A 15,971-nucleotide genomic window follows, 5' to 3' on the forward strand; every position below is an offset into this window, starting at 1 on the left:
TCAAGGTTCCGAGCAGGCCGGAAGAAGCGGTTCTCCTCGTTGTTAGCCTCCGGACCGTCACCCCGATCCGATCCGGGTCACGGTTTTCCGAAAGGCGCTTACATGTCCCTCTCCGCAGCCGAGTCGTGGTTCCGCCGGTACTCCGGCGGAAACCATCCCGCCCTGCGGCTGGTCTGCTTCCCCTACGCGGGCGGCGCGGCGTCGTTGTTTCGCGGGTGGGGCTCCCGGTTGCCCGACGGCGTCGAACTCCTGGCGGTCCAGTATCCGGGCCGCGAGGACCGCAGGCGTGAGCAGCCGATCGGCGAGATGGCCGAGTTGCTCGACCGGCTCGCCGACGCCTGGGCCGAACTTCCCGACGTGCCCTACGCGTTCTTCGGCCACAGCATGGGCGCCACGGTGGCGTACGAACTGGCCACCCGGCTCGAGCGAACCACCGGGCAGGGCCCGGTCCACCTCTTCGTCGGCGCCGCGCACGCGCCCGGCACCGGCACCGTACCGACCGACGCGCCGCCGGAGCGGCTGGCGGAGCACATCGACCGCTACTTCGGCGGCCTGCCCGCGCAGATCCGCGAAGACCAGGCGTGGGTGCGCCGGTTGACGCTCCTGTTGGCCGCGGACTTCGCGCTGTACCGCTCCCACCGTCCCCGGCCCGGAGCCCCGTGGCGGCTGGGCGCGGCGATCACCGGCTTCGCCGGGGACCGGGACCGGGCGGTGCCGGCGGAGCACATGGCGTCCTGGGCGGACCGCACTGCCGCAGGGTTCGACCTGCGCGTCGAGGCGGGAGCCCACCTCTTCATTCGTGACGGGTGGGCTCCCGTCGTGGACACCGTCAGCGCCGTGCTGCGCCCCCGGCTGCTGGGCTGAGCAGGACTGACTCCGCCGCCTCCACCTTGTCCTGCAGGGCGTCCGCCTCGCCCTGCAGGACGTCGAGGTCGTCGGAGACGACACTGCCGGTGGGAATGTCGGGCAGTCGGTCCTCGATGCGCCGCAGCGGGCGGTGGCGCAGGCCCAGGATGCCCCAGCCGGACAGCAGCAGCCCGCCCACGATCAGCAGCAGGCCCATGCCGCGGTTCGGCCCCTCGCCCAACACGGTCCGGAGGAAGTCGCTTCCGCCGACCAGTGGGCCGAACACGTGGTCGTTGAGCATCGGCGTCAGCAGAAAGCCGAGCGGCATCATGGCAGTTGCCAGCATCTGGTTGGTCGCCACCACCCGGCCCTGGAGTTCCAGGCCGACCTTCGCCTGGATGATCGCCAGCCAGTGCGCGTTCAGCACGGCGTTCAGCGCCCACCACAGGAACAGGCCGACGCCCATCAGCACCGGTGCCGGCCGCAGGCCGATCAGCACGGTGGCCAGGCCCATGGCGATGGTGGTGGCGATCATGCCGTCGGCGCGGCGGCGGGTGCCGCCCCAGAAGGCCATGGCGAGTCCGCCGACCACCGCGCCCAGGCCGCCGGCGGCGGTCACCAGGCCGAGGACGGCCGGGGTGCTGATCGACAGCACCAATGGGGCGGTGAGCACCGTGGTGGTCGCGGTGAGGTAGTTGACCACCACGAAGAAGACCACCATCGCCACCATGGGCCTGCGACGCACGATGAAGCGCCAGCCGCCGGTGACGGCGGAGGCGAAGGTCTCCCGTCGCCTGCGGAAGAGACGGTCCGGGAAGCGCACGGCCAGCAGCACCGCCGCGCCGCCCACGAGTCCGGCGAGGTCCAGGGCGATCACGCCGGTGAGCCCGGCCAGGGTGACCAGGGCTCCGCCGAGGACGGGGGAGATCAGCGTGCTCAGCGCGGTGCCGAGTTGGGCCACGCCGTTGGCCTGGGCCAGGTAGGGCTTCGGCACGAGTTGGGCGACGGCCGCGAGGTAGGCGGGACGCTGGAATGCCGTGGTGAGCGAGGTCAGCGCGGCGAACACGGCGATCTGCCACACCCGGAGCGCACCGCCGGCCGCGACCGCGGTGAGCGCGGCCAGGGCCGTGCCGTAGCAGGCGGTGCAGCCCAGCAGCACCTTGCGCCGCTCGTACCGGTCGGCCACCGCGCCGCCCAGGGGCGCGGCGAACACGGCGGGCAGCAGGGCCAGCATGGTGATCATCGAGTAGTAGCCGACGTTGTGGGTGCGCTGGTAGACCCAGACGCCGAGGGCGAAGGCGGTCAGGCTCGCACCGGTCAGCAGGATCGTCTGGCTCAGCGCAAGCAGCGCGAACCTCCTGAGATCGCGCAGGTCCTGACCGGCGGGCCGGGCGGGCCGGGCCGGGGCGGCGGGCGGTTTGCCACCGGGCGCCGGGTGCTCGGCCGCGTGGGCGGTGATCCGGCCGGAGACCAGCTCCGCCAGTTCGCCCGCCTGGTGCTTGACGAAGTAGTGGCCGGCGCCCGGGATTTGGACCAGGTCGACCCGATCGGCGAAGGTGTACCACTCGGCGTACCGCTCCTCGGACAGTTCCGTGGTGCGGTCGCGGTCACCGATGACGCACAACACGGGGGTGCGCAACCGCGCCGCCCCGGGGGCGCCCAGCCGGGTGCTGAACCAGTCGACGGCCTGGCGCACGTCGTGCCGCACGCCGCGGATCACCGCCTCCTCGGTTTCCTCCGCCAACTGGCCGCCGAGGGCCGAGAGCACCTCGCGGTAGGCCCGGTCGGAGGTCCACCGATCGCTGGGGAGCAGGCGGTCCACCAGGGCGGAGAGGCGTCCGGGGAGCCGGGCTGTGGGGAAGGACGCGCCCAGGACGACGCCCGCCAGTTCCGTGCCGCGCGCCTCGAGGGCCAGCGCCAGGCCGACCGCGGTGGCCGTGCCCACACAGTGCCCGTACACCAGCACCGGGCCGTCGTGTTCGGCGAGTTCGGCCAGGCAGCCGTCGATCAGTTCGGCGAGGCTCGGCATCGCCTCGTCCGGACGCGCCGGGTCGTGCCCCGGCGGTTCCAGGGCGAGCACCTCCGCGTCGGGGTGACGCGCCGTCAGCTCGGCGGCGAGCGGCCCGTAGGAGGCGGCGGAGCCGCCCGCGTACGGGACACACACCACGGTGAGACCGATCGTGGTCCCCCGCGCCGGCCCGGCCAGTCGTTGCAGCAGACGGGTGTCGCGCGCGGCGGGCCCGTCCAGGAAGAGCGCCAGTTCGCGCACCGTGGGGTGGGTGAACAGGTCGATGATCCGCAGGTCCGGGTCGATGGCCCGGGCGGCACGCAGGGCGCGGAAGGAGTCCCCGCCGAGGGCGAAGAAGTCCGCGTCGACGTCCGACTCGGCGTCGGGGAGCTCCAGTACCTCCTGCCAGACGGCGGCGATGCGGCGTTCGGTGTCCGTACGCGGGGTGACCCGCTCGGCCGGTGCCTGGGCCGACGGCCGGGGCAGCGCGGCGCGGTCCACTTTCCCGTTCGGGGTCAGCGGGATGCGGGGGATGCCGATCAGCGCGCTGGGCACCATGTGGCCCGGCAGGTCGGCGCGCAGCGCGGTGCGGACGGCGTCGACGTCCAGCGGTCCGTCTCCGGCGGGGACGAGCCAGGCCGCGAGCCGGCGCCGGCTGCCCGTGCCGACGGCGAGGACCACGGCCTCACGTACCCCCGGCAACGCGCGGCAGGCGGCGGCCACCTCGCCGGGCTCGACCCGGTAGCCACGCACCTTGACCTGGTCGTCCAGTCGGCCGAGGAACTCGATCAGGCCGTCGGCGCGCACCCGGACCCGGTCGCCGGTGCGGTAGCAGCGGCGGGTGCCGTCCACCGGGTCGGGCCCGAAGGCCCGTTCCGTGGCCTGCGGGTTGCCGAGGTAGCCGCGCGAGACGCCGGGGCCGGCGACGAGCAGTTCGCCGGGGACGGTGGGCGGGACCGGCCGCCCCGCCGGGTCCACGACGTAGCACACGGCATTGGGGAAGGGGGTGCCGAGCGGGGCGATCGGGCCGCCGCCGGGCCCGCGCGGGTCCACCTGTCCGAGGTCGCAGCCGAGCACCGAGACGGTGGTCTCGGTCGGGCCGTAGTGGTTGTGCAGGACCAGGTCGGGGCGGGCGGCGCGGATTCGGTCGGCCAGCTCCCACGGGCAGGGCTCGCCCGCAAGCACCAGGGTGCGGCGCGGCAGTACGGCCGCCAAGTCACCGTGCGCGGCGAGGAGTTCCAGGTGGCTGGGCACCATCTTGACCACGTCCACCGGGTGCGCGGTGAAGTACGCGGCCAGCCGCCCCGGGTCGGTCGCGGTCTCGCGGTCGACCAGATGCACGGTGCCGCCGCTGATCAGGGCACCGAAGACGGACAGGTAGCCGAGGTCGGCGGCTGCGGTGGACAACAGGGCGAAGGCGCGGCCGTGGCCGTCGACGCGTTCCAGGCCGCCGTACGCGTAGTGCACCAGGCTGCGGTGCTCGACGGCCACCCCCTTGGGCGTGCCGGTGGAGCCCGACGTGAAGATCACGTACGCGAGATCGCCCGGAACCGCCCCTGCACGCGGACTCGTCGCGGGCAGCGCCGCATCGGCCGCGGTCTCGCCGATCACGGTGACCCGTTGGGCGGCCACACGTTCGGCGAGGCCGGCCTGGACGAGCAGGTCCTCGCTGCCGGACGCGGCCAGGGTGGCCGCCAGCCGCTGATCCGGGTAGGACGGCTCCAGTGGTACGAAGGCCGTCCCCGCCTTGAGCACGCCGAGGATGGCGACCGCCAGGTCCAGGCCGGGCTCGGCGAGGACGGCGACCGGCGCGTGGGACCGCGCTCCGCTGGCAAGCAGCCGGTGCGCCACCCGGTTTGCCCGGCGGTCCAGCTCCGCGTAGGTCAGCGAGCCGTCGGGGGCGACCACCGCCACGGCGTCCGGCGTGCGGGCCGCCCAGTCCTCGACCAGGGCGTGCACCGGACGGTCCAGCGCATACACGCGGACCGGGCCGTGCACGACGCCGGCGCCGGGCTCGGTGAGTGCGAGGGCGCCCACGGCGGCGTCCGGGTCGGCCAACAGCCCGTCCAGCAGGCGCAGATACCACCCGGCGACGCGCTCGGCGCCGGCGCGGTCGAAACGCTCGGACCGGTACTCCAGGATGCCGCCGAGCGTGCCGTCGCACTCCTGCTCGAAGAACTGGAGGGCGAGGTCGGCCTTGACCGAGCCGGTCGAGACCTCGCGGAACTCCGCGTCCAGGCCCGGGAAGAGCGCACGCACGTCGGGGCGGCGGTAGAGGTTGGCCATGGTGTCGAATAGCGGCTCGGTGCCCGCCCCGCGCTGCGGGCGCACCCGGTCCACCACCCGCTCGAACGGCACGTCGCCGTTGCCGATGGCGTCCAGGACGGTGCCGCGTACCCGGTCCAGGAGCGTGCGCCCGGTGGGGTCGCCGGAGAGGTCGGTGCGCATCACCACGGTGTTGACGAACAGCCCCACCGCCCGGTCGCTGCCGGGGGTGCGGCGCCCGCCGTCGGGCACGCCGACGGGGATGTCCGTACTCCCCGAGACCCGGGCCAGCAGTGCCTGCCAGGCCGCGAGCAACACCATGAAGGGCGTGCAGCCGGACGCCGAGGCCAGGGCGCGCAGCCGCGCGTGGGCCTCGGCGCTGAAGGCCAGCGGTACCGCGCCGCCCGGGTCGGCGGGGACCGGGCGGCGCGGGCGGTCGGCGGGCAGGTCCAGCCCCGCGCCGCAGCCGGACAGCCGCTCCTGCCACCAGTCCAGCCGGGCGTCCGCGAGTTCCGCGGGCGGCCGCTCGGCCACGGCCGCGTACTGCGGGGCCGCCTCCGGTACCGGACCGAGGCCCCGCCGGGCGGCGTACAACGCGGCCAGGTCGGCGATCAGCAGGCCGTTGGACCACGCGTCGGTGGCGATGTGATGGACCACGAGGAGCAGCGCGTGGTCCCGCTCGCCCACGGTGAAACAGGCGGCCCGCAGCGGGCACTCCCGGTCCGGCGCGATGGGCCGGCGGACACGTTCGTGCACCTGCCGGTCGAGTTCCGCCTCGGGATCGGCGCGGTCGGTGAGGTCGACGGCCGCCACGGGGACCTCGGCGGCCGGGCGGGTGCGCAACACCGGCCGCGGCCCGGAGGCGTCCACCACGCCGCGCAGTACATGGTGGCGCTCGGCGAGGTCGCGCACCGCGCCGAGCAGCGCCTCGCGGTCCAGCGCCCCGCGCAGCCGCAGCAGCACGGGCACCAGGTAGGCCGGGCTGTCGGGCCGCAACTGCGTCTGGAACCACACACGTTCCTGGGCGGGGCCGAGCGGCGCGCCGGCGGCGTCGTCCCGGGGGACGCCGCGCCGGGCGGTCGCGGCGCGCGCGGCCAGGAGGGCGCGCAGGCGGTCCTGGTCGGCGGGCGCGGGATGCACGGCGGATGTCGTCATCGGGCACCACCTTTTGCGTCCAGGAGGGCGAGTGCGCGGCGCTCGACGTCGGCCGCCAGGTCGGTCAGCACGGGCAGTTCGAAGACACTGTGCACGGGCAGTTGCACCCCGAGCGCGTCCTGGATCTCCCGGGTCAGCCGGATCGCGGTGAGCGAGGAGCCGCCGAGGTCGAAGAACGAGTCGGCCGCGGTGACCTGCTCGGCGCCCAGCAACCCCGCCCAGACGTCCGCGAGGAACTCCTCCACGACACCGGTGGGTTCCGTGCGCCGCTGCCCGGGTTCGGCGGCCGGCGGCACGGGATGTTCGGCGGGCGGTGGCTCGGGCAGCGTGATCGCCGAGCACGGCAGGTCGGGTTCGGCGGTGCCCCGGGTCAGGACCCGCAGGAAGCCGTCGAGCAGCGCCGCGGCGGCGTCGGCGTCGAACCGCTCGACGTCGTGGACCAGGTGGATCTCGGTGCCGGCGGCGGTCTCGTTGACCAGGAAGGTGGCCTCGTTGGGTGCCGCTCCGGTGTCGAGTTCGCCGAGCGCGGTCAGTTCCGCCGCGCCGGCCCGGGCCCGTACCGGGACCCCGGTGGGGCGCACGGACAGGGTCACCGGGGTCAGCGGCACGCCGGGCAGCCGGGCCACGCCGGCGTCCTCGGCGGCGGCGAACAGGGCCTCGGCGGCCAGGTCGGGGTGCCGGAGCGTACGGTTGCGGGCCAGCGCCGCGAGGGCGGCCACCGACCGGAAGCTCTGCTCGGGTTCCCAGCGCACCCGGACCGGCAGGACGGCGATCAGCGGGCCGACCACCCCCTCCAGCTCGACCAGGTCGCGGCGGGCCACCGGGACGCCGACGAGCACATCGCGGCTGCCGGTCCAGTGGGCCAGCAGCACATCGAGGGCCGCCATGTGCACGGCGAACTCGCTGAGCCCCGAGGCGGCGCCCAGCCGGCGAACCGCCGCCACCGTCGTGGGGGCGAGCGGGCGGACCAGCCGGGTGCCGCGCCCGCCGGACGGCTTGTTGCGGGCACGTCGGGCGGCGGCGTACGGGGGTCGGGCGCCGGTCAGTTCGCCGGCCCAGAAGGCGCGGGCGGCCCGGTCCGCGGTCGTGTGCACCTCGTGCTCCCAGCGGGCCACATCGCCCAACTGCAGGACGGGCTGGGCCGGTTCGATGCCCGCCAGATGCGCGGCGAGCTCCGCGGACAGTAGGCCGGCCGACCACCCGTCGAAGGCGAGGTGGTCGACGGCGACGACGAGCCGCGCCGCGTCGTCCGCGGTGCGCACGAGGGTGGCGCGGATCAGTGGTACGTCCTCGTCGGCGGCGAAAGAGTGCCGGGCGGCCTGTTCGATCAGGGCCCGGGTCCGCGCCTCGGTCAGGGTGCGCGCGTCGAGCTCGGTGAAGGGCACGGCGGTCGGCGGGCGAACCTCCCCGTACGGGGCGTGTGTTCCGTCCGCCGCCGCGCGGACGACGGTGCGCAGCGCCTCGTGCCGGGCGACGAAGGCGTCCAGCGCCGCGCTCAGCGCGGCGGTCTCGACGCGACCGGTGACGCCGATGGCGAACGCCTCGGCGGTGACCCCGGGAAACCCGCTGACCCGACGGGCCGTCCACAACTGTCGTTGCATGTCGGTGAGCGGCACCCGCTGCCGGTCGCCATCCGGGGCGGGCGTCGGCCCGGGCGTGCCGGTCGCCCCCGCGACGCGGCGGGCCAGCCCCGCGACGGTGGGTTCGGCGAGGAAGTCACCGAGGCGCACGGCAACGCCGAGTCGACTGCGGACGCGGGCGACGACCTTCGCCGCGGCGAGGGAGTGTCCGCCGAGCGCGTCGAACCGGTCGGTCCGGCCGACGTGCGGCAGTTCCAGGACCGCCGCGATCACCGCGGCCACCCGCTCCTCGACGCCGGCGCGCGGCGCCTGGTCCGGGTCGGCCGACGATGTGCCCGCGGGCGTGGCCGGCATCGGGGGCAAGGCCGCCCGGTCCACCTTGCGGCCGGCCGTCTGGGGCAGTTCGTCCAGCACCATGATCCGGGACGGCACCAGGTAGTGCGGCAGCAGTTCGCGCAGGTGCCGCAACAGGCCGTCCTCGTCGGCGAGTCGACGGCCGTCGGCCGCGGCGGGGGCCTGTACATAGGCGTGCAGTACGCGGGTGCCGTCGGCGTCCTCGCGGGCGAGCACGACCGCGTGCCGTACCCCCGGGTGGCGCAGCAGCGCGGCCTCGACCTCGCCCGGCTCCACCCGGAATCCGCGGATCTTGACCTGGTCGTCGATGCGGCCCAGGTAGTGCAGCACGCCGTCCACCCGGCGGACCAGGTCACCGGTGCGGTAGCGGCGGCCGCCCGGTGCGGCGGGGTCGTCGACGAACCGTTGCGCGGTCGGTTCCGGCGCGCCGAGGTAGCCGCGGCCGACCAGCGGCCCGGCCACCCACAGTTCGCCCGACGCACCGTCGGCGACCGGCAGTTGGTCCACGTCGCGGACAGTCAGCTCGCAGCCCGCGATGGGTGTGCCGATGGGCGGGCTGCCGGTGCCGTCGCGGTCGAGGACGTGGACGCTGCACGCCACCGTGCACTCGGTGGGCCCGTAGAGGTTGACGACGGTCTCCACGCCCGGTTGCGCGTAGACCTTGTCGACCAGGGGCCGGGTCACCGCCTCGGCCCCGATGTTGACCCGGCGGATGCCGCCGGGCAGCGGCTGCTCCAGCAGGGTGGCAAGGGCCGAGGGCGTCGCGCCGATCATGGTGATCTCGTCGCGGGCCGGGAGTGTGGGCAGGGCCAGGATGTCGTCCGCCAGGACCACCGTGCCGCCGGTGCCGAGCGGTCCGAAGATCTGCAGGACCGACTGGTCGAAGGAGATGGACGCGCTCGCCAGTCCGGCCTTCAGATGCGCGGGATCGTAGGTGCGGGCCACCCAGTCCAGCAGCGCGAGGACCGAGGCGTGCTCGATCACCACACCCTTGGGCGTGCCCGTGGAGCCGGAGGTGAACAGGACGTAGGCGGTGCCGGCTCCGGTGGTGACGGGCCGCTGTCCGCTCTCGTCGGCCGGGTCAGCCGCGTCGGCCGCGTCGTCCACGGCAACTGACACCGGTGTGGCGCCGGTCGCGGCGACCACCGAGGCCGTCGCGCCGGCCGTCAGCACCTCGCGCACCCCCGCCTGCCGGACCATCTCGGTCAGCCGGGACAGGGGCAGGGCGGGGTCGAGCGGAACGTAGCCGCAGCCGGCCCGCCACACCGCGAGCAGTGCGGCCGGCAGGCGCTCGTCCCGCTCGATGCAGACGCCCACCAGACCGCCGGCCGGCTCGGTCAGCCGAGCGGCGAACCGGTCGGCCAGCGCGGCCAGTTCGCGATAACTGGTCCGGCGTTCGCCGGCGATCACCGCAGTGGCGTCGGGTACCCGCTCGACCTGTGCTCGGAACAGGTCGTACGCACTGGTGGTCATGAGGCCTCTTTCGAAGGGTTGGAATGCTCGTTGCCGCTCATGCGACCGACAGCCCTCCGTCCACCGGGAGCAGCGCGCCGGTGATCCAGGACGCCGCGGGGCTGGACAGGAACAGCACGCAGGACGCGACGTCCTGCGGGGTGCCCAGGCGGCCGAGCGGGAGGGACTCCGCCCATTCGGGGAATGCCTGTTCGGGATTGCCGTCGGGAACGGCCAGCATGTGCGCGGCCACCCCCTCGGTGGGCACCGGGCCTGGGCCCACCGCGTTGACGCGGATGCCGTACGGCCCCCACTCCCGGGCCCAGGAACGGGTCAGCGAGACGATGGCAGCCTTGGCGGCGCCCGCGTGCGCGAACCCGGGGAAGCCGCGGTCGGGTTCCGGGACGACGATCGAGGTCACCGCGGCGTTCCCGGCGGCCCTGAGGTCCGGCAGGAAGGCCATCGTGGTGTTGAAGGTGCCCATCAGGTCGATGTCGACGACGGTGCCGAAGCCGCGCAGCGTCATGTGCTCGGCCGGGACGCGGAAGTTGCCGGCCGCGTTGTTGACCAGCACGCCGGCGGGACCCAGCCGCTCGGTGACGGTTTCCCGCAGCGCCTGCACCTGTTCGGGGCGGCGCACGTCGCACACCACATCCAGGCAGGGTCGCCCGGTGCGCTCGGTCAGCCCTTCGGCGGCGGCGCGCAACCGCTCGGCGTTACGGGAGGCGATGGCCACGCGGGCCCCGTGGCGCAGCAGCGCCTCGGAGATCGCGAGCCCCAGGCCGGAGCCGCCGCCCGTGACGACGGCGACCCGACCTGCCATCAGGGACGGATCGAAGAACCGCTGCTCGCTCACGCGCCCTTCACCTCCCGCGTGATCAGGACTTCCTGTGTCGCCACGACCTCCTGTGCCATCAGGCGCACGGTGGGGCGCTGGAAGAGGGTGCCGATGGAGACGTCCACACCGAGCCGGTCCTTGATCCGGGTCATCAGCTGGACGGCGGTCAGCGAATCGCCGCCGAGGTCGAAGAAATCCTGGTCGAGGCCGAGGTCCGGGATGCCCAGAGCCTCCGCCCACAGTGCGCGCAGCGCCTCCTCGACGTCGTCCCCGGCGGGGGCCGGGACCGGGGTCGAGGGGATGGGCGCGGGGGTTGCGAGGGTGGGGGACGGCGCGGTTGCCGGGGACGGTGCCGGCCGGACCGGCACCGGGGACGCTACGGGCGTGGCCGGCCCGGCGGGGGCCGCAGCGCCGGGCAGCGAACTGCCCGGCGGCGTGACGGCGACCTGGCCGAGGAGGTGCCCGGAGAGCAGGCGCAGCAGTTGTCGGGTGCCCTGGTCGGGCGTCAGCGCGTCCGCCGGTGCGGCGGCGGGCCGCGGTGCGGGGACGGCGGGTTCCGCGCGGCGCATCCGGAAGCCGCGGACCAGCAGTACCGCCCGGCCCTCCGTGTCGTGCACGTCGACGTCGCCGACGAGCATGCGCGGCTCCGCGCGCAGGCCGTGGGCGCGGACCAGGATCTCGCCCGGCAGGTCGGACAGGACGACCACACGCTCGTAGTGGAAGGGGAGATGGCCGACGCCGTCGCTGCCCTGGACCAGGCCGGTGGCCCGGTCGAGCAGTGCCGGGTGGACCGGATGCTCGGCCAGGTCCCCGGCGTACCGGGTGCCGAGGGCGAACCTGGCCAGCCGGTCGCCTCGGTGCGAGCCGACCACGTCCACCGCGTCGCCCCAGCGCGGACCCATGTCCACCAGGGAGGCCGCGCCACGGGAGGGTGCGTCCACGCCGACCGGATCGAGGTCGTCCAGCAGTTCCGGGGCGAGGTCGGGGGCCGGCTCGGCGGTGGTCGCGCGGATTCGGCAGCGGGAGTACTCGGCCCAGCCGGTCTCCCGACCGACGGCCCGAGCCAGCAGCCGTACCGTGCCCGCGGTGAACTCCACGCGGATCTCGACCGGTTGCTCGGCGGCGAGGGGCGCGGTGAAGACCAGGTCGGACAGCTCGAGCGGGCTGCCCGGGTCGGCCTGGCCGGATTCGCGCGCGGCCCGGACGATGAGGTCGATCTGTCCCGTGCCCGGCACCACCGGGCGTCCCGCGACGCGGTGTTCCGCCGCGAGCCAGTCGACCGCGGGGTCCAGGACCCGGCTCCACTCGGCGTCGGCGGCAGCGGAGGGTTCGGCGGCGGGGGCTTCGGGCAGGCCGCTGCGGCCCGTGCCCGTGCCCGTGCCGGCACCGGTCTCGGCACCGGTTTCGGCGCCGTGCCCGCCTGCGGCGCGTACCTCGGCCAGCCCGGTGGAGGCCGCGGCCATGCCCACACCGCTCCAGGCGGGCCAGTTGACCGGGATCACCGGCGCGCCGGCGATGGTCCGGCCGGCCCAGGCGTCGAGGTAGGCGTTGGCGGCCGCGTAGTCGCCGCTGCCGATCAGGCCGGTGACGGCGGCACGGCTGGAACAGAGCAGGACGAAGTCGAGTTCGGGTTCGCCGGCCAGCAGCCGGGCGAGGTTCTCGGTGCCGGTCACCTTGGGCGCCAGGACCGCCTCGGCCCGCTCGGCGTCGCGCCTGGCCAGCAGCCCGCCGCCCGCGATCCCTGCGGCGTGCAGCACACCGTTGATCGGTCCGAAGCGGCGCCGCACCTCGTCGAGGGCGGCGCCCAGCGAGGCCGCGTCGGTGACGTCGGCGATCAGCGGAAGGGCGGTTGCCCCCAGCTCGGCCAGTTCGGACAGCGCCTCGCGGGCGGCGTCGCCGGCCGGGCCCTCGGGTACGCCGCGCCGGCCCATCAGGACCAGGCGGGGCCTGCTGCCGGTCTCGGCGAGGGCCAGCGCGCTCTGCAGGCCGATTCCGCCGAGTCCGCCGGTGATCACGTAGACGCCGCCGCTGCGCAGGAGTTCGGGCCGGGCGCCGGTCAGGTCGGCCGTGGTCCAGCCGGGCAACCAGCGGTGCTGGCCGCGCAGCGCGGCCACCGGGTGGGCGGCGCCGAGCAGTTCGGCCGCGAGGACCCGTGTTGCCACGGTGCCGCCGAGGTCGATCAGCCGGGGCGTCAGCCGCGGCATTTCGTCGCCGATGGTGCGGACCAGGCCGGTGAGCATGGCGGCGGCTGCGTCGACCGGTTCGCCGCCGGTGACGTTCACGGCACTCGTGGTGAGTACGGTCAACTCGGTCGCGGCCGAGGCCAGCGCCCGGCACAGCGCCATGGTGGTGCCGAATCCGTGCGCCACGTCCGTGCCTGCGGGTACCAGCTGCACCACCCGGGCGGGTATGTCCTCGAGAGCCGCGAGGAGTTGCCCGAGGTCGGCGGAGTTCCCGGGACGTACGGACCGGTCGCGGCCGTCGATCCGCAGCCGGTCGCCGAGCACCACGCCGATCGGCCGGTAGCCGGCGGCGCGCAGGGCGTCCGCGGCGAGGCGGGCCCCGGCGGCCCCGGCGGCCTCGGCGGCGTCGGCGGTGTGCAGGAGCAGTGCGGATCCGCGCTCGCCGGGTTCGCGGTAGTCGACGGGATGGACCACGGCGTCGTGCGTCCAGTGCGGGGTCCACAACCCCACGCCGGTTGCTGCGGTCGCGGCCGGCGGGGTGGCCGGCTCGGCCGGCACGGCCGGTGCCGGGACCACGGCCGCAGGCTCCGGCCGTGCGGCGTCCGAGACCTGCCCGGCCGGCGCGTCGGCGCGGCGGGCGGGCGGGTCGATCCAGAAGCGCTTGCGCCGGTAGGGGTAGGCGGGCAGGTCGACGCGCCGGGCGTCGCCCTCGTGCAGGGCGGCCCAGTCGATGTCGCCGCCGGCCACCCACAGCGCGCCCACCGCGTCGAGGAGGCCCTCGCGCTCGGACTCCGCGCGGTCGGACAGCGCCGCGGCGAAGACATGATCGCCGCCGACGCCGCGCAGCAGCGTCGTCATGGTGGTGCCCGGCCCGACCTCCACCACGGTCGCCGGACGCGCAAGGGCGACGGCGGCCGCGTCGGCGAACCGCACCGGCGAGGTCAACTGCCCGGCCCAGAACTCCGGGTCGCACGCCTGGCTGTCGGTGAGCACCGCTCCGGTGGCCGCCGAGACCACGGGGATCTGCGGGCTCTTCAGACGGCAGCCGCGCAATACCTCCGCGAAGCGCTCGGCGGCCTCGGCCATCATCGGGGTGTGGAAGGCGTGCGAGGTGGCCAGGATCCGCACCCGCAGCCCGGCGTCCGCCAGTTGCCGCGCCTGCTCGGCGATCCGCTCCGGCGCGCCGCCGAGCACGGTCTGCCGGGCGGCGTTGACCGCCGTCACCGACACCCCGTCCAGCAGTTGCCCGGCCAGTTCGGCCGGTCCCGCCTGCACCGCGAGCATCGCGCCGGCCGGCGCGTCGCGCACGGCGAGGGCGCGGGCGGCGACCACCCGGACCACGTCCTCCTCCGCGACGACACCCGCCGCGGCCGCGGCCACCAGTTCGCCGAGGCTGTGCCCTATTACCAGTTCGGGCACGGCCCCGTAGGCGCGCAGCGTGCGGGCCAGCGCGAGTTCGGTCGCGCACAGCAGCGGCTGGGCCAGCTCGGTACGGGCGATCCGGGCCGCGTCGCCGGAGCGGGCGGCCTCGGCGAGGTCCTCGCCGAGTTCGTCGGAGAACGCCGCCAGCAGCGGGTCCAGGTGGGCACGGAAGACCGGATCCGTCTCCCGAAGCGCCATGCCCATCGCGGGCCGCTGGGCTCCCTGTCCGGGGAAGGCGAACACCGGCGTGCGCAGGATGCCGTCGGATCGGCGCAGCCCCGCCGGGGCGTCCCGGGCCAGCCGCCGGCCGGCGTCGGCGAGGTCGGCCCCGACCAGCGCCGCCCGCGCGGCCCGGTGCCCGGTGCGGCCGGCCTGCAGGGTGAACGCCACGTCCGCGGCCCGCAGTTCGGGGTCGGTGGAGAAGCGCTCGGCGAGCCGGACGCGCAGCGCACGCTCGTCCTCCTCGTCCCGCGCCGACCAGACGAGCAGCTGCGCCCGGTCGTCGGGACGCGGCGCGTCGGCGACGGGAGCCTCCTCGACCACCACGTGGGCGTTGGTGCCGCCGATGCCGAACGAGCTGACGCCCGCCCGGCGCGGGGCTGCCGCGCGGGGCCACGGGGTCACCTCGGTGACGATGTGGAACGGGGTTTCCGCCAGTCGCAGGTGCGGGTTGGGGGTGGTGAAGTTGATGGACGGCGGGATCTGCTCGCGGTGCAGGGCCAGTACGGTCTTGATCAGGCCCGCGACGCCGGCCGCCGGGCCCAGATGCCCGATGTTGGACTTGACCGAGCCCAGCCCGCACCTACCGGGGGTCGGTCCGGCTTCGCTGACCAGCTCGAACGCCTGGGTCAGCGCGGCGACTTCCACCGGGTCGCCGAGCGCGGTGGCGGTGCCGTGCGCCTCGACGTAGCCGACGGTCGCCGGGTCGACGTCGGCGACCGCGTAGGCCTCGGCCACGCAGCGGGCCTGCCCGTTGACGCTGGGGGCGGAGAACCCGACCTTCTCGGCACCGTCGTTGTTGATCGCCGAGCCGCGGATCACCGCCAGGATGCGGTCGTGGTCGGCCTGCGCATCGGACAGGCGCTTCAGCAGCACGGCGCCGCCGCCGTTGCCGAACACCGTGCCGCCGGCCTGCGCGTCGAACGGGCGGCAGCGGCCGTCCGGGGAGTAGATGCCGCCCTCGGCGTGCCGGTAGCCGCGTCCGTAGGGCATCTCCACCTCGACACCGCCGGTGATCGCCATGTCGCACTCGCCCGCGCGCAGCGCCTGGCAGGCCAGGTGGACGCCGACGAGCGAGGTCGAGCAGGCGGTGGCCACGGACAGGCTGGGGCCGCGCAGCCCGAGCTTGTAGGAGACGAAGGTGGCCAGGTAGTCGGAGTTGTTGCCGATGTCGACGGCGAGTTCACCGAAGCGCCGCAGCGTGTCGGGGTGGCTGCGCAGGTTCTGCTCGGCGTAGCGGTTGGTGGTGGCGCCGGCGAAGACGCCGATCGCACCGGGGTAGCGCGGCGCGTCGTAACCGGCGTGGCCGAGCACGGTGTGGCACAGCTCGAGGAACAACCGGTGCTGCGGGTCGCGCAGTTCGGCCTCGCGCGGGGTCATGCCGAAGAACCGGGCGTCGAACCGGTCGACATCGGGCAGCAGCGGACAGGCCCGTACGTACGCCGGGTCGGCCGCCGCCTGCGGGTCCTCGCCGGCGGCCGACAGTTGCTCGTCGGTCAGCTCGGCGATGCAGTCGCGGCCGGCCAGCAGGTTGGTCCAGTACTGCTCGATGTCACCGGCTTCGGGCAGCCTTGCGGCCAGCCCGATGACGGCGATGGGTTCGACAACGGACATCGCGTTCGGTCTTCCTTACTGTTCTTGATGTGCGG

General features: G+C 75.0%; 5 protein-coding genes. 1 reads left to right on the forward strand and 4 read right to left on the reverse strand.

Annotated elements, in window-relative coordinates:
• The first annotated feature begins 102 nt into the window (after positions 1-102).
• Positions 103-864, forward strand: a complete 762-nt coding sequence (locus tag ABIA38_RS13465; RefSeq protein WP_424638811.1) for a thioesterase II family protein — start codon at positions 103-105, stop codon at positions 862-864.
• On the opposite strand, the gene ABIA38_RS13470 is transcribed toward ABIA38_RS13465, so the two are convergent.
• The 4 genes from ABIA38_RS13470 to ABIA38_RS13485 are packed head-to-tail and all read right to left on the reverse strand — an operon-like array spanning position 830 to position 15,936.
• On the reverse strand, positions 830-6,274 hold the full coding sequence (locus ABIA38_RS13470; RefSeq protein ID WP_424638812.1) for a non-ribosomal peptide synthetase/MFS transporter: 5,445 nt from the start codon (positions 6,272-6,274) through the stop codon (positions 830-832). The two genes, ABIA38_RS13465 and ABIA38_RS13470, sit on opposite strands and share 35 nt — an antisense overlap.
• Complete coding sequence (locus ABIA38_RS13475; protein ID WP_424638813.1) at positions 6,271-9,681, reverse strand: amino acid adenylation domain-containing protein; 3,411 nt, start codon at positions 9,679-9,681, stop codon at positions 6,271-6,273. Before ABIA38_RS13475 ends, ABIA38_RS13470 begins: the two co-directional genes overlap by 4 nt.
• A 37-nt stretch (positions 9,682-9,718) precedes the next feature.
• On the reverse strand, positions 9,719-10,516 hold the full coding sequence (locus ABIA38_RS13480; protein ID WP_424638814.1) for an SDR family oxidoreductase: 798 nt from the start codon (positions 10,514-10,516) through the stop codon (positions 9,719-9,721).
• Positions 10,513-15,936, reverse strand: coding sequence for an SDR family NAD(P)-dependent oxidoreductase (locus ABIA38_RS13485; RefSeq protein ID WP_424638815.1), 5,424 nt, complete (start codon positions 15,934-15,936; stop codon positions 10,513-10,515). Before ABIA38_RS13485 ends, ABIA38_RS13480 begins: the two co-directional genes overlap by 4 nt.
• Between the last annotated feature and the right edge of the window lie 35 nt (positions 15,937-15,971).

Source organism: Embleya sp. AB8 (assembly GCF_049739465.1).
Taxonomy (GTDB): domain Bacteria; phylum Actinomycetota; class Actinomycetes; order Streptomycetales; family Streptomycetaceae; genus Embleya.

What these genes read in the sequence shown, in the direction of transcription:
- ABIA38_RS13465 (WP_424638811.1), top strand. Translation starts at nt 103, where the DNA reads ATGTCCCTCTCCGCAGCCGAGTCGTGGTTCCGCCGGTACTCCGGCGGA.
- ABIA38_RS13470 (WP_424638812.1), bottom strand. Translation starts at nt 6,274, where the DNA reads ATGACGACATCCGCCGTGCATCCCGCGCCCGCCGACCAGGACCGCCTG.
- ABIA38_RS13475 (WP_424638813.1), bottom strand. Translation starts at nt 9,681, where the DNA reads ATGACCACCAGTGCGTACGACCTGTTCCGAGCACAGGTCGAGCGGGTA.
- ABIA38_RS13485 (WP_424638815.1), bottom strand. Translation starts at nt 15,936, where the DNA reads ATGTCCGTTGTCGAACCCATCGCCGTCATCGGGCTGGCCGCAAGGCTG.